17 protein-coding genes are annotated in these 16891 nt (G+C 73.1%); 10 read left to right on the top strand and 7 right to left on the bottom strand.

What is annotated here, in order from left to right; genetic code table 11:
* Window positions 1-25 precede the first annotated feature (25 nt).
* Entirely contained in the window at window positions 26-1627 is a 1602-nt protein-coding gene (locus RM590_RS21045; protein ID WP_311706199.1) for an MFS transporter, read from the top strand.
* A gap of 57 nt (window positions 1628-1684) precedes the next feature.
* Here RM590_RS21045 and RM590_RS21040 read toward each other — a convergent pair whose 3' ends face one another.
* On the bottom strand, window positions 1685-2668 hold the full coding sequence (locus RM590_RS21040) for a quinone oxidoreductase family protein (RefSeq protein WP_311706198.1): 984 nt from the start codon (window positions 2666-2668) through the stop codon (window positions 1685-1687).
* Window positions 2669-2819: 151 nt separating this feature from the next.
* Between RM590_RS21040 and RM590_RS21035 the strand changes: the two genes are divergently transcribed.
* Complete coding sequence (locus tag RM590_RS21035) at window positions 2820-3467, top strand: dihydrofolate reductase family protein (protein WP_311706197.1); 648 nt, start codon at window positions 2820-2822, stop codon at window positions 3465-3467.
* Between the two features lie 62 nt (window positions 3468-3529).
* Here RM590_RS21035 and RM590_RS21030 read toward each other — a convergent pair whose 3' ends face one another.
* Complete coding sequence (locus RM590_RS21030; protein WP_311706196.1) at window positions 3530-3967, bottom strand: DUF1801 domain-containing protein; 438 nt, start codon at window positions 3965-3967, stop codon at window positions 3530-3532.
* A 136-nt stretch (window positions 3968-4103) separates the two neighbouring features.
* Here RM590_RS21030 and RM590_RS21025 point away from each other — a divergent pair, with 136 nt between their 5' ends.
* Both RM590_RS21025 and RM590_RS21020 read left to right on the top strand, forming a co-directional pair.
* Entirely contained in the window at window positions 4104-4553 is a 450-nt protein-coding gene (locus RM590_RS21025) for a helix-turn-helix transcriptional regulator (RefSeq protein WP_311706195.1), read from the top strand.
* Window positions 4554-4558: 5 nt separating this feature from the next.
* Window positions 4559-4969: a VOC family protein gene (locus RM590_RS21020; protein ID WP_311706194.1), complete on the top strand. Its 411-nt coding sequence runs from the start codon at window positions 4559-4561 to the stop codon at window positions 4967-4969.
* A 45-nt stretch (window positions 4970-5014) separates the two neighbouring features.
* On the opposite strand, the gene RM590_RS21015 is transcribed toward RM590_RS21020, so the two are convergent.
* Both RM590_RS21015 and RM590_RS21010 read right to left on the bottom strand, forming a co-directional pair.
* Entirely contained in the window at window positions 5015-5779 is a 765-nt protein-coding gene (locus tag RM590_RS21015) for a phytanoyl-CoA dioxygenase family protein (RefSeq protein ID WP_394813924.1), read from the bottom strand.
* A gap of 99 nt (window positions 5780-5878) precedes the next feature.
* On the bottom strand, window positions 5879-7471 hold the full coding sequence (locus tag RM590_RS21010; protein WP_394813920.1) for a glycoside hydrolase family 32 protein: 1593 nt from the start codon (window positions 7469-7471) through the stop codon (window positions 5879-5881).
* A gap of 154 nt (window positions 7472-7625) precedes the next feature.
* Here RM590_RS21010 and RM590_RS21005 point away from each other — a divergent pair, with 154 nt between their 5' ends.
* Genes RM590_RS21005 through RM590_RS20990 form a run of 4 tightly spaced genes read left to right on the top strand, consistent with a single transcriptional unit; the run spans window position 7626 to window position 12281 of the window.
* Entirely contained in the window at window positions 7626-9035 is a 1410-nt protein-coding gene (locus tag RM590_RS21005) for an extracellular solute-binding protein (protein WP_311706192.1), read from the top strand.
* The gene (locus tag RM590_RS21000) at window positions 9032-9997 is read left to right on the top strand and encodes a carbohydrate ABC transporter permease (RefSeq protein WP_311706191.1); all 966 of its coding nucleotides are present in this window, start codon (window positions 9032-9034) and stop codon (window positions 9995-9997) included. The genes RM590_RS21005 and RM590_RS21000 overlap by 4 nt, the downstream gene beginning before the upstream one ends.
* A gap of 14 nt (window positions 9998-10011) precedes the next feature.
* A complete protein-coding gene (locus RM590_RS20995) occupies window positions 10012-10863 on the top strand; it encodes a carbohydrate ABC transporter permease (RefSeq protein WP_311706190.1) in 852 nt (283 codons plus the stop codon).
* Complete coding sequence (locus RM590_RS20990; RefSeq protein ID WP_311706189.1) at window positions 10860-12281, top strand: glycoside hydrolase family 32 protein; 1422 nt, start codon at window positions 10860-10862, stop codon at window positions 12279-12281. Before RM590_RS20995 ends, RM590_RS20990 begins: the two co-directional genes overlap by 4 nt.
* On the opposite strand, the gene RM590_RS20985 is transcribed toward RM590_RS20990, so the two are convergent.
* Window positions 12244-13281, bottom strand: a complete 1038-nt coding sequence (locus RM590_RS20985; RefSeq protein ID WP_311706188.1) for a LacI family DNA-binding transcriptional regulator — start codon at window positions 13279-13281, stop codon at window positions 12244-12246. The two genes, RM590_RS20990 and RM590_RS20985, sit on opposite strands and share 38 nt — an antisense overlap.
* A gap of 137 nt (window positions 13282-13418) precedes the next feature.
* Here RM590_RS20985 and RM590_RS20980 point away from each other — a divergent pair, with 137 nt between their 5' ends.
* The gene (locus RM590_RS20980) at window positions 13419-14414 is read left to right on the top strand and encodes a carbohydrate kinase family protein (RefSeq protein ID WP_311706187.1); all 996 of its coding nucleotides are present in this window, start codon (window positions 13419-13421) and stop codon (window positions 14412-14414) included.
* Window positions 14415-14508: 94 nt separating this feature from the next.
* Window positions 14509-15438: a phosphotransferase enzyme family protein gene (locus RM590_RS20975; RefSeq protein WP_311706186.1), complete on the top strand. Its 930-nt coding sequence runs from the start codon at window positions 14509-14511 to the stop codon at window positions 15436-15438.
* Here RM590_RS20975 and RM590_RS20970 read toward each other — a convergent pair.
* Window positions 15419-16381 (bottom strand): Acg family FMN-binding oxidoreductase, encoded by a 963-nt coding sequence (locus tag RM590_RS20970; protein WP_311706185.1) that lies wholly within the window; start codon window positions 16379-16381, stop codon window positions 15419-15421. The two genes, RM590_RS20975 and RM590_RS20970, sit on opposite strands and share 20 nt — an antisense overlap.
* A 67-nt stretch (window positions 16382-16448) precedes the next feature.
* Window positions 16449-16883: a hypothetical protein gene (locus tag RM590_RS20965; RefSeq protein WP_311706184.1), complete on the bottom strand. Its 435-nt coding sequence runs from the start codon at window positions 16881-16883 to the stop codon at window positions 16449-16451.
* Between the last annotated feature and the right edge of the window lie 8 nt (window positions 16884-16891).

Raw genomic sequence — 16891 nt, 5'->3', positions numbered from 1 at the left:
CACCGCCCCCTCTCGGGAGTTCATCGTGTCCGCCTCACAGACAGCCGCCACCACACTGACACCCGCCCGCCGCCGCGGGGTGCTCGCCGTCGTCCTCGTATCGCTCGCCGTCGTGGTGTCGGCCGTTCCCTCGCTGAACGTCGCCCTGCCCGACCTCGCCAAGGACACCGGCGCCAACCAGACCCAACTGCAGTGGATCGTCGACGCCTACGCCCTGGTGTTCGCCGGACTCCTGCTCCCCGCGGGCGCGATCGGCGACCGGTTCGGCCGCAGACCCGTCCTGGTCGCCGGCCTGGCCCTGTTCGCCGCGGGCGCGTTCGCGGCCGCCGCCGCCGACGAGCCGGGGACGATCATCGTCCTGCGCGGGCTCTCCGGTGTCGGCGCGGCCCTGGTCATGCCGACCACCTTGTCGATCATCACCAGTTCCTTCCCCGCCGCCGAGCGCGGCAAGGCGGTCGGCGCGTGGATCGGCGTCGCCGGCGCCGGCGCCGTCTTCGGCCTGCTGACCTCCGGCCTGCTGCTGGAGTGGTTCTCCTGGCCGTCGATCTTCGTCTTCGGCGGTGTCCTCGCCGCACTCACGCTCTTGGCCGCGGTCGCCGTCATCCCCAACTCGCGCGACATCACCGCGCCACGCATCGACGCCGTCAGCGGCCTGCTCTCCGCGCTCGGCCTCGCCGGGATCGTCTACGGCACCATCGAAGGCCCGCACCGCGGCTGGACCGACGCCGTCACACTGACCGCGTTCGCCATCGGCCTGCTCGGCGGCGCGCTGTGGCTGGGCTGGAGCCTGCGCACGACCGACCCCATGCTCGATCCGAGGCTGTTCCGGGTGCGCGGCTTCGCCACCGGCGTACTGTCCATCACCGTCCAGTTCTTCGTGTTCTTCGGCATGGTCTTCATCGTCCTGCAGTACCTCCAGCTCGTCCTGGACTACACAGCGCTGCAGGCCGGCCTGGCGATGACACCCATGGGCCTGGTCCTCGGCGGCCTCTCACGCCGCGCGCCGCACATCGTCGGCAGGATCGGCCAACGCCGGGCGGCGGGGATCGGACTGGTCCTGATGACCGCGGGCGTGCTCATCCTCAGCCGCCTCGACGCCGGCACCTCCTACTGGCCGGTCCTCGCCGGACTGCTGCCGATCGGCGCCGGCATGGCGCTGGCCACCGCCCCGGCCACCACCTCCATCGTCGACTCCCTGCCCGCGCACAAGCAGGGCGTCGCCTCCGCGGTCAACGACGCCGCACGCGAAGTCGGCGGCACCCTCGGCATCGCCGTCCTCGGCAGCGTCCTCAACAACGGCTACCGCCAAGGCATCTCCGACAACGCCCCCGCCGGCCTGCCGCCCGAGGCCGTCCACGCCGCCCAGGAATCCCTCGCCGTCTCACAAGCGGTCGCCGAGCGCCTCGGAGCCCACGGCGAACAGCTCGGCCGCGTCGCCATCGACGCCTTCATCGACGGCTACGCCATCGCCTACCTCGCCTCGGCGGTGCTGCTGACCCTGACCGCCGCCGCGATCCTCGCCCTGGGATCGCACCGGGCCGCGGGCCACACGAAGACCGCCGTGGACACCCCGCGCTCGAAGAACACCCCCGACGCGGACACCCTCACCACGGGATCGAACGGATGAGCCGCTGACACGCCGCGGACCGGCGGACGACCGCTCGGCCGGCCGCTCGCCGCCGGCTCAGCGGACAGCGAGGACTGTCTTGGCCGGGGCGGTCCGGTCCTCCAGGGCCCGGTGAACCTCGGCCACCCGGTCCAGCGGCAGGATCGCGGGAGCCGGCTCGCGCAGAACGCCGCGGTGGACCAGGTCGACGAGGGCCGTAAGGGCCGCGCCGACTCGTCGGGGGATGAGGTGCGCGACGCCGCCCAGGCTGAGGCCGAGCACCTGGCGGGTGCCGAGCCAGAGGGAGTCTCCCGGAATCGCCGTGTCCCGGCCACTGGCATTGCCGAGCATCACGAGACGACCGAACGGGGCGAGCTGGTCGTAGGCGCGCGTGCGCAACTCGCCACCGACCGGGTCGATGACGACGTCGACGCCACGTCCGTCGGTGAGTTCCCGGACGGCGCTCCCGAGGTCGGCGCCGTGGACCACGTCTGTCCAGGTGGCGTCGGACAGCCGTTTGCCGGGGCTTGCGGCCACGGCGATGACGCGCCGGGCGGGGTGGATCGCGGCGAGGCGGCCGGTGATGCCGCCCAGGCCGCCGCTGGCGCCCAGCACGAGGACGTCGTCGCGCACGTCGAGCCGGGCCAGGTCGCGCAGGGCCAGCCACGCGGTGACGCCGTTGACGAGAACGGCGGCCACGCGTGCCAGATCGGCGCCGTCCGGGAGGCGGGTCGTCATCGCGGCATGGGCCACGGCGACCTCGGCGTAGCCGCCCGCGCGCATGCCGCGCCCGAAGTCGTTGAGCAGAGCCGCCACCGGCTGGCCCGGCCGGAACCCGGCGACCCCCGGCCCCACCTCGCGCACGTGGCCGGTGACCTCGATCCCGGGCGTGAACGGGGTGGGCAGGCCGAAGGCACCCGAGCGGAACAGGGTGTCCACGAAGCCGACTCCGGCGTACGCGACCTCGACCGTCAGCTCGTCCGGCCCCGGGGACGGGTCCGGCAGCTCGACCGCCTCCAGCGAGTCCGCCGGCCCGGGACTCCTGACCACAACGGCACGCATCGAGCACCCCTCTCGCCGCACACTGGCTCCCAAGGCACCGCAACCCCGAACGCCGGATGGTCATTCCCCGGTGCGGAGAAAGGGAGCGCGGCGATGAGTTTGCCCGGCCCGGCAAGTCTCACCACCGTTGACACCCAACTCAGGAGGAACGGTGGCTCAGCTACTGAGAGTGCAGAACTTCAACGTCTCGAGCGACGGCATCGGCGCCGGTGAGGACCAGAGCCTCGAGCGGCCGTTCGGCCACGGGGTCGACCCGGCGAGGCTGTTCGCCTGGGCCGGTGCCACGGCGAGCTGGCCCATGCGCACCGATCCCGGGGGCAGCCGGGGCCTGGATGACTACTTCACGCGGGACTACGCGCGCAACATCGGCGCCGAGATCATGGGCCGCAACAAGTTCGGGCCCCAGCGCGGGCCCTGGCGCGACGAAGAGTGGCGTGGCTGGTGGGGGGACGAACCCCCCTTCCACACCCCGGTTTTCGTCATGACCCACCACACGCGGCCCTCGTTCACGCTCTCCGACACCACGTTCCACTTCGTCAGCGGCGACCCGGCCACGGTCCTGGAGCAGGCGCGGGAGGCCGCGCGGGGCAAGGACGTCCGGCTCGGCGGCGGGGTCTCCACCATCCGGCAGTTCCTCGACGCCGACCTCGTCGACACGATGCATGTGGCGGTCTCGCCGGTGGAACTCGGGTCCGGGCTGCGGCTCTGGGAGTCACCCGACGAGCTGCTCGACCGGTTCCACCTGGATGTCGTGCCGAGCCCGAGCGGCGTGACGCACCACCTTTTCTGGCGCAAGTGACATGCGCGAGGCCGGGCCGCCGGGTCGCGGCCTCGCGCTCTTGGTCATCCCGGAGGGACCGGTCAGCTCACGGCCTTCTTGACGAGGGCGGTGATCGCCGTTTCCGCCTTGTCGCTCAGGTCGGTCACGGCGTAGGACGTGGGCCACAGGCCGCTGTCGTCGTCAAGGTTCGCCTCGGTGGTGAAGCCGAGGCTTGAGTAACGTTCCTTGTCGACGTGCCCGCTGCGGAAGAAGCACACGACCTTCCCCTTCCTGGCGTAGGCCGGCTGCCCGTACCACAGCTTCGGCGACAACTCCGGGGCGTTGGCGGTGACGATGGCGTGGACGCGTTCGGCCACGGCGCGGTCCGACGGCTCCATCTCCGCGATCTTCGACAGCACGTCGAGCTCCTGGGCGGCCGCCTTGTTGCCGCGACCGCGGTTCGCCTCCTTCTTCAGTTCCGCGGCGCGCTCCCTCATGGCGGCACGTTCTTCCTCGGAGAAGCCGGTGTTCGCGCTCATCGCTCTCACTCCCTGGGCGTGATCGGTGTGAACTGCTTGTGACGCTAGCCGTGCCGAGAGACCTGGCGCTTCTCCGTTCTTGACCGATGCTCGCCCCGTGCCGCGCGGCAGGTGCGACGGTGGCACGATGGCGGGCATGGGCCTTGGGGCTGCGGAGGCGCAGCGTTTGCGCGACATCGCCGTGATGCGTCGTGTCCGCGACCGGATCGATCGTGAGTACGCCGAGCCGCTGAACCTCCAGGCGCTGGCCCGTGGGGCGCACATGTCGGTCGGGCACCTGAGCCGGGAGTTCCGCCGCGTCTACGGCGAGTCTCCGTACGCGTATCTGATGACCCGACGGATCGAACGGGCGATGACGCTGCTGCGCCGCGGAGACCTCAGCGTCACCGAGGTGTGCCTCGCTGTGGGCTCCTCGTCGCTGGGCACGTTCAGCACGAGGTTCACCGAACTGGTCGGCGTGCCGCCGAGCGTCTACCGCCGCGACCACTCCCAGGCCGGGGCGGGGATCCCGCCGTGTCTGGCCAAGCAGGTGACCAGACCGGTCAGGAATCAAGAAGCCCGCGCCCGGTGGCTCTGCATAGCGTGACGGGCATGAACCTCACCATTCACTACGCCTTCCTTCCGCACACCGACCCCGAGGCCGCCCTGGGCTTCTACCGCGACATCCTGGGCTTCGAGGTCCGCAAGGACGTCGGCTACGAGGACATGCGCTGGATCACCGTCGGACCGGTCGGCCAACCCGGCACCTCCATCGTGCTGCACCCGCCGGCCGTCGATCCGGGCATCACCGATGAGGAGCGCCGCACCATCCTGGAACTCATCACCAAGGGCGTCTACACCGGCATCACGCTGGGCACCGACGACCTCGACGGGCTTTTCGACCGCCTCCAGGCCGCGGGCGCCGATGTCGTCCAGGAACCCATCGACCAGGACTACGGGGTCCGCGACTGCGCCTTCCGCGATCCCGCCGGCAACCTCATCCGCGTCAACCAGCTCACCTGAGTGAGCCGCCCCGGCCCGACTCCCGCCCCCGGATGGCGTTCTCCTTCAGCCCGCCGCCCGGCCCAGGGCCTGGCGGATGGGGCGGACCACCGGGCTGGGGGCGGCGGCGTCGAGGTCGAGCGGGGCGGTGGGTTCGAGCGGGGGCTGCGCGATGAACCGGGGGACCGTGCCGCGGTGCGGCTGGGCCGCGTGGACGAGGAACGGGTGGCACAGGTACACGTCCCCGGCCCGGCCCGTCGCGGTGACCTCCGGGCGCCCCTCGCTGAGGGGCACCGCGTCGCCGCACAGGTCGAACCACTCGCGTCCCTCGTCCCCCGCGTCCGCCAGCAGCGGGGGCACGTCGCGGTGGGAGCCGGCCCGGATGCGCGTCGGCGCGTCGTCCGGCCCGACGTCGGAGAAGAGGAACAGCATCAGCAGCGCGCGCCCGCGCGAGCGCACGTTGACCCGGCCCTCGCCGGACTCGCCCGCGAAGCTCGCCTCCAGATGCCAGCCGTCGTCGCCCGGCTCCCGGTCGCTGGGGAAGCGCACCGGAAACGTCCCCAGACCGCCCGGCGCCCGCCACCTGCCCGGGCCGACCAGTTGATCGAACGCCTCGTGCAGCACCGGGGTGTTGGCGGCGGCGGTGAACGGCGGGGTGGCGAATCCGCCCAGCCGGATCACCGGCTCGGTCCAGGTGGTGGGATCGTCCGGGTCGCAGCCGGTCGCCTCCCACAGCTCGGCCCGGCACCGGTCGGCAATGTCGGCCGGCACGGCGCCGGGCACCCGGACGAAGCCGTTCTCGACGAAGTCCTCGATCTCCGCACGCGTCAGCACGATCGCCCAGTCTCACGCCGGCGCGCGGGGACGGCAATCGGGTTTCGGTGTCGGCGACCGGTGGCGGGCCCGGCCCGTCCCCGGGCACCGGCGGGGTCAGACCGTGAACTCCCTGATCACGGTGTTCCGGAAGACGGCCGGGCCGTCGACCGCGAACAGGGCGAGACCGGTGTCGGTCAGATAGGGGAACGCCTCCAGTGAGTGCGTGTAGCGGCCGTCGTCGAAGAAGACCTCGACCGTCGTGCGGTCCACCAGCACCCGCATGGTGACCCGCCGCGCGGCCGGGTCGAACGGGCTCCTGCTCTCCCACATGGTGCCGCTCTGGTCCGGGTTGGCCACGCCGCCGCGGTTGACGAACGCGTAGTCGGCCCAGATCCCCGCGTCGATGTGCCGGGCGCCGTCCGCCGAACGCCGCAATTGCATCCCGGCACCGGTGAGCTGGTCCCAGGTGATCTCGGTGCTCAACTCGTAGGCCGTTCCCCGGTAGTCCAGCGGGAGGTTGCCCTCGACGCGCAGGTCACCGAGGGCCACGGTCCGGGAGACGTGCTCGTCCAGCCCGGCGACGGGCCGGGAGGCCAGGTAGAGGGTGCCGGCCGCGTCGCGTCGCAGGGTGATCTCGCGGACGATCGAGTCGGTGCCGTTGAAGCCGTCGGAGTCGATGGTCGGGGTGATGCCGGCGTAGGCCCAGTTGTTCATCCAGCCGATCGCGTAACGGGTCGCCGGATCCACGCTGCCGTCCGCCCGGTGCCGGTCGAACGTGACGGCGGCGTACCAGTCGAAGCCGTGGTCGAGCCACTGCGGGTCCGGGGCGTCGGGGGTGAACGTGGTCCCGTCGAACGCGCCGGTCCAGTAGGCGTACGTGTTGGGCAGCCCGGCGGCCCGGCCGTTGGCGCTCGCCCCGAGCACCCAGCGGGCGGTGCCGTCGGCGGCGGTGATGCGGAACAGGTCGGGGCACTCGAAGACCCCGACGCCGTCCTTGATGAAGCCGCCGACATAGGTCCAGCTCTTCAGGTCGGGCGAGTGGTAGAAGCCGAGCTTGTTGTTCTCGGCCAGGACCATCACCCAGCGGCCGCGCTCCTCGTCCCGGATGATCTTGGGGTCGCGGAAGTCGACGACGCCGGGGTTGGGCAGCACGGGCCCGGTCCCGTACGGGGTGAAGCTCCGGCCGTCGTCGGTGGAGGAGAACAGGTACTGGGCCTGGGAGTTGCCGGGGTCCGCGGTGGCGACGACCACGACGGCGCCGGGCCCGAGGCCCGCGGTGTTCCCCGTGTCCACCACCGCGCACCCCGACCAGACGTCGCCGATCGGGGTCGTCTTCGGCACCGCGATGCCCCGGTCGCGGAAGGACACCAGGTCGGTGCTGGTGGCCAGGCGCCACGCGGTCCCGGGCGGGCCGCCGGTGAAGTAGTCGGGGTTGTACAGGTAGTAGTAGTGATACTCGCCGTCGATCCAGATCGGCCGCTGCGGGTCGTTCATCCACTGGTCGGGGACGGTGAAGTGGTACTCCGCCCGGTAACTGCCGTCCGCCCGCCGCGACGTGCGGCGAACGCCCCCGGGAGCGGCCCGGCCCGCCGCGGCGGCCGGGGCCGCGGGCACCACCGCCGCGGCGACGCCCAGGCCCGAGGCGGCGAGCACGGCCCTCCTCGTCGGTTTCGCTGACCCACCGTCTGATCCTCGTATTCCACGCATAGTTCCGCAAACCTCTCGTCGGGATGGCAACCGATGAGGCGGGACTCTAGACCTAACTCGATAAAGGTCAAGTGTTCGCGGCCCTTGACAGCCCTGTAACGCACTTCACATGATGTGGGCCATCGATCTCACCTAATTCGAGTTAGGCCGCCCGATGACCGACCCGCACCTCACTCGCCGCACGCTGCTGCGGTACGGCGCCTACGGCGGGGGCGCAGCCGCGCTCGCCGGCACGGCCGCCAGTTGGGACCGTCTCACCGGAGCCGACATCCCCGGCCGCGACGACGACGCCCTCGTCGTGGCCACCCTCGGCTCCGCCTTCGACCCCGCCGCGCAGCGCTTCCTCCGCGACGGATTCCGCGCGCTCCACCCGGACATCGACCTCCGGCTCTTCGCCGTGCAGGCGAAGGACTGGTCGGACTTCTTCGCCAAGATCCTCACCCTGATCGCCGCGGGCACCGCCCCCGACGTCGTCTACGTGGCCACCGAGGGCGTGCAGCTCTTCGCCCGGCGGCTCGGCGTGCCGCTGGACGCGTGGGTGCGGCGCGACGCGGCCGAGTTGCGCGAGTACTTCGCCGATGTCCACCCCTCGCTGGTGGAGTCGATGATGTACGAGGGCAGCCTGTACCAGCTGCCGGTCGAGTTCAACGCGGCCGACATGTACCTCAACACCGAGGTGCTGGCGCGCGCCGGGGCCGAACTGCCGCCGCCCGACTGGACCCGCGAGGACTTCACCACGCTGCTGCGCGACATGAAGCGCACCGGCGGCTCCGACTTCACCCCTTACTACTGGACCAACCGGCTGTGGGGCGGCGTCGTCCCCTGGCTGTTCGCCAACGACACCAACGTCCTCGCCGAGTCCCGGGCACCGGGCGGCGAGTGGCTGTGGAACGAGTTCTACCCCGGCGGCCAGGGGGAGGGCCGGGGCGGCGGCTACCGCTGGACCACCCCGCAGGCCACCTCGGCGCGGGTCGAGGAGGTCTACGACTATCTGGCGTCGCTGATCCAGGACGGCCTCTGCTCGCGTCCCGAGGGCGGCAGCGGCACCAATCTCGTCGGCGTGTTCTCCACCGGCCGGGTCGGCGTCACCCCCGCCGGCGGCTTCTGGGCCGGCGGCCTGCACACCGCCGGGATGCCCAACGACGCGTACGACGTGCAGTACTTCCCCCGCTGGCGCGGCCAGCGCCATCAGTACGGCGCGGCGGGCTACGCGCTGCTGCGCACCTCCAAGAAGCAGGACGAGGCGTGGGAGTTCATCAAGTACACCGCCCGCAAGGACGTGCTGACCGAGCTGTTCAAGGAGAACCAGACCACGCCGGCCCGCCGCTCGATGGTCGACGCCGCCCGCTACCGGGAAACGGGCCCTGGGCACTGGCAGGTCTTCTACGACACCCTCGACCGGTTCCCCACCACCGGCCCGATCCCGGCGCCGCCGCAGGTCGCCGAGGTGGAGGAGCTGCTGATCAAGCACACCGGCACCGCACTGGCCGGCCCGGGCTCCGTCCGCCCCGCCCTGCGCCGGCTGCAACACGACCTGGAGCACGCCATGGAGCGTGAGATATGACGAACGTCCGTCTCTCCGCCGGTACTTCGGCCACCGACCCGCGGCCGGTCGCCACCGAACGGCCGGGCCGGCCCCGCACCGCCGTGCGCCGGCGAGGGTCCCGGCTGATGGCCGCCCTGTTCCTGGCGCCCACCATCATCGGAATCGCCGTCTTCACGGTGGTGCCGATCGCCGGGTCGGTGGTACTGAGCTTCTTCCACTGGGACGTGATCGACTCCCCGCGCTACGCCGGGGCCGCCAACTACCGCGAGGTGTTCGCGGACGAGACGGTGCTGGTGTCGTTCCGCAACACCCTGGTCTTCATGGTGTGCGCGGTCGCCCTGCAACTGCTGCTCGCCCTGGGCCTGGCGCTGGCCGTCAACGGCCGGATGCCCGGTTGGCTGCGGTCGGTGTTCCGTTCCGCCTTCTTCTTCCCGCTGATCCTGTCCGCCGCCTCCGTGTCGGTGGTCATGAAGTACCTCTTCAACCAGGACTTCGGGGTGGTCAACTGGCTCCTGGGCCAGGTCGGCATCGCCCCGGTGCCCTGGCTGACCTCGGGAAACGAGGCGATGACCGCCGTCGTGCTGGCGTATGTGTGGCAGCAGTTCGGCTTCTCCTTCCTGCTCTTCGTGGGCGGCTTGAACAACATCCCGAAAGAGGTCCACGAGGCCGCGTCCCTGGACGGCGCCACCGGGCTGCGCAAGCACCTGAGCGTCACCCTGCCGCTGCTGTCGCCGACGCTGCTGGTGGCGTCGGTGGTCGGCATCATCAACGCCCTTCAGGTCTTCGAGCAGCCCTACGTCCTCACCGACGGCGGTCCGGGCGACTCGACGCGCACCGTCGTGGTGGTCATCTACCAGCGGGCGTTCGAGCAGTTGCGCTTCGGTGAGGCGTCGGCCGTCGGCGTGCTGCTGTTCGTCCTGATCATGGCGGTCACCGCCCTCCAGTTCCGGCTCAGCCGGCGTTTCGTCCACTACCAGTGAGCCGGAGGACTCCCTTGAGCCAGACACTCTCCCTCGGCCGGGTGCGCCACGGCCTCGGCCCCTGGGCCAGGATCGCCGGTCTGACGGTGTGCGCCCTGCTGACCCTGGGCCCGGTCATCTGGACCGTCGCCACCTCGCTGCGGCCCCCGGCCGAGTCGTTCGACCTGCCGCCGCAGATCATCCCCACCGACCCCACCGCCGAGTCGTACCGCGAGGTGTTCGACACGATCGACGTGTGGCTGCTGGCCCTGAACTCCACGCTGGTCACCGGGCTGATCGCGGCCGGCCAGATGATCACGGCGGGGCTCGCCGGCTACGCCTTCGCGCGCCTCGAATTCCGCTTCAAGAGGCCGCTGTTCGGCCTGGTACTGGCCACCATGATGGTCCCGCTCCAGGTGACGATCGTGCCGGTCTTCCTGGTGCTGAAGGAGATGAGCCTCACCGACACCCTGCTCGGCCTCATCATTCCGGCGTTCCCCACCGCGTTCGGGACGTTCCTGATGCGCCAGTACTTCCTCGGCATGCCCGCCGACCTGGGCGAGGCGGCGATGCTCGACGGCGCCGGCCCCTGGCGGATCTTCCGCTCGGTGTACGCGCCGCTGGCCGCGCCCGGCCTGGCGATCGTCGGAGTGCTCGCGTTCAACTACCACTGGAACGAGTTCTTCCGGCCGCTGATCCTGGAGGTCTCCTCGGAGAACTTCACCCTCCCCCTCGGACTGGTCTCCCTCCAGGGGAACCTCGGCACCGGCTCCATCTCGGTGGTCCTCGCCGGCGTCGTGATGTCCATGATCCCCGCCGTTCTCGTCTTCGCCGTCGGCCAGCGCCCGCTGCGCGAGGGCATCTCCTCCGCAGGAGTCAACCGTTGAGCCGGAAAGCCCCGTTCCCCGATCCGCACGCGCCCCGCCTGAGGGTCCGCCCGCCCGCCAACTGGATCAACGACCCCAACGGGCCGTTCCGCTGGCGCGGCCGCTACCACCTCTTCTACCAGCACAACCCCGCCGCCCCCGTGCACGCCAACGTCCACTGGGGCCATGTCTCCAGCCCCGACCTCGTCCGCTGGGACCACCACCCGATCGCCCTCACCCCGACCCCGGGCGGACCGGACGAGGCCGGGTGCTGGTCCGGCTGCGTGGTCGACGACGACGGCGTGCCCACCGCCGTGTACACCGGAATCGACCGCCAGCACACCGGGGTCGGCACCATCTGCCTGGCCCGCGCCGTGCCGGACGACGACGCGCTCACGGTGTGGCGGCCGGTGCCGGAGCCGGTCGTGACGGCACCGCCGGCCGGGCTCCACGTCGCCATGTTCCGCGACCCGTTCGTCTTCCGGCACGGCGGACGCCGCTGGGCCCTGGTGGGCGCGGGCCACGCGGACGGCACGCCCTCCGTGCTGCTCTACGACTGCGACGACCTGCTGTCCTGGCGCTTCGCCGGGGTCCTGCTGGACGGCCGCGACCCGCGCGCCGCCGAGGCGCTGGGCAAGGACGCCACCGGCTGGGAGTGCCCGCAGCTCTTCGAGACGAGCGACGGCCACTGGGTCCTCGTGCTGTCCCTGTGGGACGGCGAACCGCTGTCCACCGGCCACCTCACCGGAACGCTCACCGCCGCCGGGCCGGACGACCCCACGCCCCGGTTCACCCCCCGGTCCGGCGGTCCGCTCGACCACGGCCGGGACTTCTACGCGCCGGCCGTGCTCCAGGACCGCGCGGGCGGCCGGGTCCTGCTGTGGGGCTGGTCCTGGGAGGCGCGGAGCCAGGACGAGGTGGAACGGGCCGGCTGGGCGGGGGTGCTCACCGCGCCCCGGGTGGTGGACATCCGCGCCGACGGCGCGCTGTCCACGGTCCCGGCGCCCGAGCTGGAACGCCTGCGCGCGCGCCCGCTCCCGTCCCAACTGCCCGACGCCTACGAGCTGTTCATCACCGCGACGGCGCCGGCGACGGTCGGGCTGCTGCGCTCGGCCGCCGGGGAACGGGTCACGCTGGCGCTGGACCCGGCCGCGGGCACCGTCACCCTGGACCGGTCCGGCTGGCCCCGGCAACGGGCCGGCGGCTCCGGTCCGTTGACCCTGGCCGCCGGGCCGGGGGCGGCGCCGGGCGGGCTGACCGTCCGGGTGCTGGCCGACGGGTCGCTGCTCGAACTCTTCGCCGGGGACGCCGCCGTCGCCACCGAACGCGTCTACCGGCGCGCCGGGGACGTTCCCGAACTGACCACGCGGGGCACGGGCGTTCAGGTCACGGGCTGGGAGCTCAGCGGCTGGGAGCCGGACCCACCGAGGCACGGCTGACGGGATGGCACGTCAGACGGCGGACGGACGCCGGCGGATCCTCGCCGGCGTCGATCGCGTCCAGCAGCAGCCGCGTCGCGGTCTCCCCCATCGCCCGGTGCGGCAGCGCGACCGTTGTCAGCGGCGGGGTGAGGAAGGCCGCCATGTGCTCCTGGTCGTCGTACCCGACGACCGAGACGTCCTCGGGCACCCGCAGCCCGCAGCGGGCGACGGCGTGCAGGACCCCGGCCGCCACGCGGTCGTTGTAGCAGATCACGCCCGTGGGGCGGCGGCCGGCGGGCGCCCCGTCGAACAGCCGCAGGCCGCACTCGTACCCGGTCGTGATCTCCCCGCCGCCGCGCATGATCCACTCCTCGACGGCGGGGACCCCGGCGGCGCGCAGCGCGTCGCGGAACCCGCGCAGCCGTTCCACGGACGCGATGTCGTCGAGGCCGCCCACCTTGGCGATGTGGCGGTGTCCCGCGGCCAGCAGCACCTCGGCCGCGGTCCGTCCGCCCGCGCGCTCCGCCGGGATCACGGCGGGCAACGAGCCGTCCTCGGCAAGACAGTTGGCCAGCACGGTGCGGGTGCGGCGCAGCGCGGCGGAGACGGCGACGCGGCGCAGCGACATCGCCGCGTAGACGATGCCGTCCACGCGGCGGTCCAGCAGCTCGTCGACCGCAGCCTCCTCCTTCTCCGGGTCGCCGCCGGAGTCGACCGTGACCACCAGGTGGTCCCGGGCCCACGCGGTCTCCGTGGCGCCGCGCAGCAACTGCCCGGCGAACGGCGAGGACGCGATCTCGTCCGTCACCAGCCCGAGCACGGCCGTCCGGCTGCGGCGCAGCCCGCGCGCGACCGGGTTCGGCCGGTAGCCGAGCTGCTCGGCCGCGGCCCGGATCCGCTCCTGGGTCTCGGCGGACAGATTGCCCTTGGCCCGGCCGTTGAAGACGAACGAGACCGCCGTGTGCGAGACACCCGCGAGCCGCGCCACGTCCCGGGACGTGGGACGACCGCCCGTCACGCCGAACCTCGCCCACCGGCCGGGCTGTTGTGCCTGTCCATGTCGTCGGGATCCTCATCCGTCGGGCCGTGTCAACGCCCCACCCTAACCGGACCTAACCCGTGCCAGGAAGCCACGAGAAAGCCGAGGAACACCCCATGATCGTCGTCGCCGGTGAGGCCCTTGTCGACCTGGTCCCGCAGGGCTCCGGCGGCCCGGCCGCCGCGCTGCTGCCCAGCCGTGGCGGCGGCCCCTGCAACACCGCCGTCGCCCTGGCCCGCCTCGGCTCCCCCGCGCACTTCTGCTCGCGCGTCTCCACCGACGCGTTCGGCGACTTCCTCCTCGACCGCCTCCGCGCGGAGAACGTCGGGCTGGACCTGGTGCGGCGCGGCCCCGAGCCCACCACCCTCGCCGTGGCGGCGCTCGACGGCGCGCACTCGGCCGCGTACCGCTTCTTCACCGAGGGCACCGCCGACCGCCTCTTCACCGCCCCGCCCGAACTGCCCGGCGCGGCCCGCGCCCTGCTGCTCGGCTCCTGCTCGCTGGTCCTGGAGCCCGGCGCCACCGCCTACGAGACGCTGATGCGCCACGCCGCCGCGCGCGGGGTGTTCATCGCGCTGGACCCCAACATCCGCCCCGGGCTGATCCCCGACCCCGGCGCGTACCGGGCCCGGTTCACCGGCTGGCTGCCGCATCTGGACGTGGTCAAGCTGAGCGAGGAGGACGCGCGGTGGCTGGGCGGCGAGGTGGACGACTGGCTGGCGGCCGGGCCCGCCGCCGTGGTGGTCACCCGAGGGCGGGCCGGGCTGACCGTCGTCACGCGCGACCACGGAACGGTCGACGTTCCCGCGTGGCCGGTGGACGTCGTCGACACCATCGGCGCCGGCGACACGGTCTACGCGGCCCTGCTGCACGGCCTGTCGGAACGGAACGCGCTCACCCGGGCCGCGCTGTCCGCCCTCACCGCGGACGACTGGCGCGCCCTCCTCACCTTCGCCGCCCACGCCGCGGCCCTCACCTGCTCCCGGGCCGGCGCCGAACCCCCGTACGCCACGGAGATCGGCGACCCCGCCGCGCCGCGGCGTCGGCGCCCCGCGCCGAATTCCCGTGGTGGCGCCGGGGGGCGCCCCGGTAGCGTGCCGCCTGTGAGGTGACCCTTCCGCGGCGCGTGATGCGCCGCGCGCCGAGGCCGATGCCGTCGCCGTGGCCGGTGGCGGTTCCTTTGTCGATCCCGGAGACCTCACCACCATGTCCCTTGCCATCCCCGGCTGTTCGCATATCTCCGCCGCGCTGGAAACGCACTGGCGTCTGCCCGGCGCCGATGTCACCCCGCTGATGGGCGGCATGAACTCCGCCACCTGGAACGTTCATGTCGGCGGCGCCCACTGGGTGGCCAAGGCCGTGCCCTTGGGCGGGCCCGAGGAGCAGTTCCACTACGGGCTGCGGCTGGCCGCCCGGGTGGCCGGTGCCGGGGTCGCCTCCGGCGCGCCCCTGCCGACCGCCGGCGGCGACTTGACCGCCCCGGTTCATGGCCATGCGCTGGCACTTCTGCGCCGGGTCGAGGGCCGGGAACTGGACGGCCACAGCGCCGGGGACAGCGCGCTCATGGGCGCGACGCTCGGGCGTGTTCACGGGATTCTCGGCGCCGAACCGGTCACCGCCGCCGAGGCGTGGCCGCCCTTCGACCTGCTGGCCGACGCCGACGACGCCGCGCTGGACCTGCGGCCGTGGCTCCGGCCGGCCATCGTGGCGGCCGCGGCGCGGCTGCGGCGGCTCCGGCCGGAGACGCTGTCGTGGGGGCCGGTGCACGGTGACCCCGCGCCGGAGCACTTCCGGCTCGACCCGGCCACGGGCGGCTGCGGCCTCATCGACTGGGGCGCGGCGAGCCGCAAGCCCCGGATGTACGACGTGGCCACGGCCGTGCTGGACGCCGGCGGCCCCGACCGCGCCCGGCCGCTGCTGCGCGCCTACCTGGACCAGGGCGTTTTGTCCGCCGAGGAGGTCGAGCGGGCGCTGCGGCCGATGCTGGACTTCCGGTACTCCATCAACGCCCTGTACTACGCCGGCCGGATCCTGCGCGGCGACCTGACGGGCGTCGCGGATCCCGCCGGGAACGAGGAGCGGCTGGCGGAGGCCCGCCGGTGGCTGGACCGGCCCGCTACCCCCGGCCGTCCATGACGGCGGCCAGCGGGCGGCGCGGCGAACGCTGCGGGGCGGCGCCGGCCGGGTGGCCGACACGGAAGAGGAGCTGGGGGTGGCCCTCGGGGTCGGGCAGCAGCTCGCGCAACTGGGTGCGCAGCGGGTCGCCGACCTGGCAGGGCTGGTTGGCGAAGGAGACCTGGATGCCCTCGGCCGCGAGCGTGAGCAGGCCGCGTTGCAGGGCCTGGCCGGCGTGCAGCCAGTCGAGCGGCTCGTCGGCACGCGTGGTCAGCACGGCGACGGCGGGCGCGGCCAGCAGCAGGGCGGCGTCGCGGCGGCCGACGCGCGGCCCGGCGTTGACCTTGCGGACCAGCGCGCGCAGCAGCGGGGCGGCCGGGCCGGGCACGGTCAGGCCGTCGCCCGCCCGGCGCGGGCGCAGCCAGTGCGCCAGCTCCCGGCGCCAGGCCCGGTCGGCGAACTGCCGGCGGTCCCCCTCGCCGACCAGCGCGGCCACCTCCTTCCGCCGTGTCTCGGGAATGATCTGGAGCCGGGCGCCCTCCCGCGCCACCGCCTGCTGAACGCGGTCCCGCGCGCCGTCGCGCACCGCGCGGCCGGCGAACGCCCGGTGGGCGGTGCGCCGCCGGGTGATGGCGTCGTACAGCGTGGCGTCGTCGGCGGAGACGGGCGTCCCCTCCTCCGTCAGCTCCACCCGCGCCAGCAGCGTGTCGTCGGTGGGGTCCGGCAGCAGCCGGACCTCCGCGCGCAGGCCGTGGCAGGGCGCGGCGACGCGCAGGTTCAGCAGGGCGGCGCCGCAACTGATGTGGGCCTCGCGGTCGCGCGGGTCGTTGACGGGGAGGGAACGCCCCGGGTCCCGGTGGAGGTGGATGGCGTCCTTGTCCGAACGGAAGATCCACGGCTGGGTGTTGTGCGAGGACGGCGCACGCACCGCCGCGCGCACCAGGTTCTCTTCCGGGGTTCGCATGGAGCCAGCCTCCCGGGGCCGCGCCGGAGCGGCCCGGCGGCGCGCAGGGCGGCCACCCGTCCGTGCGTCACCCGGGCAGCGGCGACCGGTGCCCCCGCGCCGGATCCACCTCCTCGTGGCGCAGCGGCCCGAGACCGCAGGCGTCGCAGAGGACGACGAGCAGCAGCCCGGGCCCCCGGTCCCGGCCGCGGAACCGGAGCCTGCCGGGCTCGCCGCACGAGGCGCAGGTGCGGCGCGAGGCGGCCTCGGCGGCGGCTATGGCCTCGGCCGCCGCGTCGGCCCAGTACCCGTCGAACTCGCCGTCGGCGTCGAACCGGTCGGCGACGAAGACCCGCAGGCCCCCGAACTGGGTGTCGAAACCGTCGAGCTGATAGGTGGGGGCGATGGCGTGGAGCCGCCGGTGGAGCTCGTCGAGCAGGGCGCCCCAGCCCGGACCGACGGAGTCGGCCCGGGCCGGGATCTGCCCGTCCCGGATGGTGTCGGCGATGCTGTCGCTCGTCATGTCCCCAT

This window comes from Streptomyces litchfieldiae (assembly GCF_031845365.1).
Taxonomy (GTDB): Bacteria; Actinomycetota; Actinomycetes; order Streptomycetales; family Streptomycetaceae; genus Streptomyces; species Streptomyces litchfieldiae.
Note: the sequence above shows the minus strand (reverse complement) of the source record. Positions and strands in the feature narration are given on the sequence as shown.

Bases quoted from the DNA above. Each gene is read 5' to 3' on its own strand.
- RM590_RS21040 (WP_311706198.1), bottom strand. From the start codon at position 2,668: ATGCGTGCCGTTGTGGTCAGGAGTCCCGGGCCGGCGGACTCGCTGGAG.
- RM590_RS21030 (WP_311706196.1), bottom strand. From the start codon at position 3,967: ATGAGCGCGAACACCGGCTTCTCCGAGGAAGAACGTGCCGCCATGAGG.
- RM590_RS21025 (WP_311706195.1), top strand. From the start codon at position 4,104: ATGGGCCTTGGGGCTGCGGAGGCGCAGCGTTTGCGCGACATCGCCGTG.
- RM590_RS21020 (WP_311706194.1), top strand. From the start codon at position 4,559: ATGAACCTCACCATTCACTACGCCTTCCTTCCGCACACCGACCCCGAG.
- RM590_RS21010 (WP_394813920.1), bottom strand. From the start codon at position 7,471: ATGCGTGGAATACGAGGATCAGACGGTGGGTCAGCGAAACCGACGAGG.
- RM590_RS21005 (WP_311706192.1), top strand. From the start codon at position 7,626: ATGACCGACCCGCACCTCACTCGCCGCACGCTGCTGCGGTACGGCGCC.
- RM590_RS21000 (WP_311706191.1), top strand. From the start codon at position 9,032: ATGACGAACGTCCGTCTCTCCGCCGGTACTTCGGCCACCGACCCGCGG.
- RM590_RS20980 (WP_311706187.1), top strand. From the start codon at position 13,419: ATGATCGTCGTCGCCGGTGAGGCCCTTGTCGACCTGGTCCCGCAGGGC.
- RM590_RS20975 (WP_311706186.1), top strand. From the start codon at position 14,509: ATGTCCCTTGCCATCCCCGGCTGTTCGCATATCTCCGCCGCGCTGGAA.
- RM590_RS20970 (WP_311706185.1), bottom strand. From the start codon at position 16,381: ATGCGAACCCCGGAAGAGAACCTGGTGCGCGCGGCGGTGCGTGCGCCG.
- RM590_RS20965 (WP_311706184.1), bottom strand. From the start codon at position 16,883: ATGACGAGCGACAGCATCGCCGACACCATCCGGGACGGGCAGATCCCG.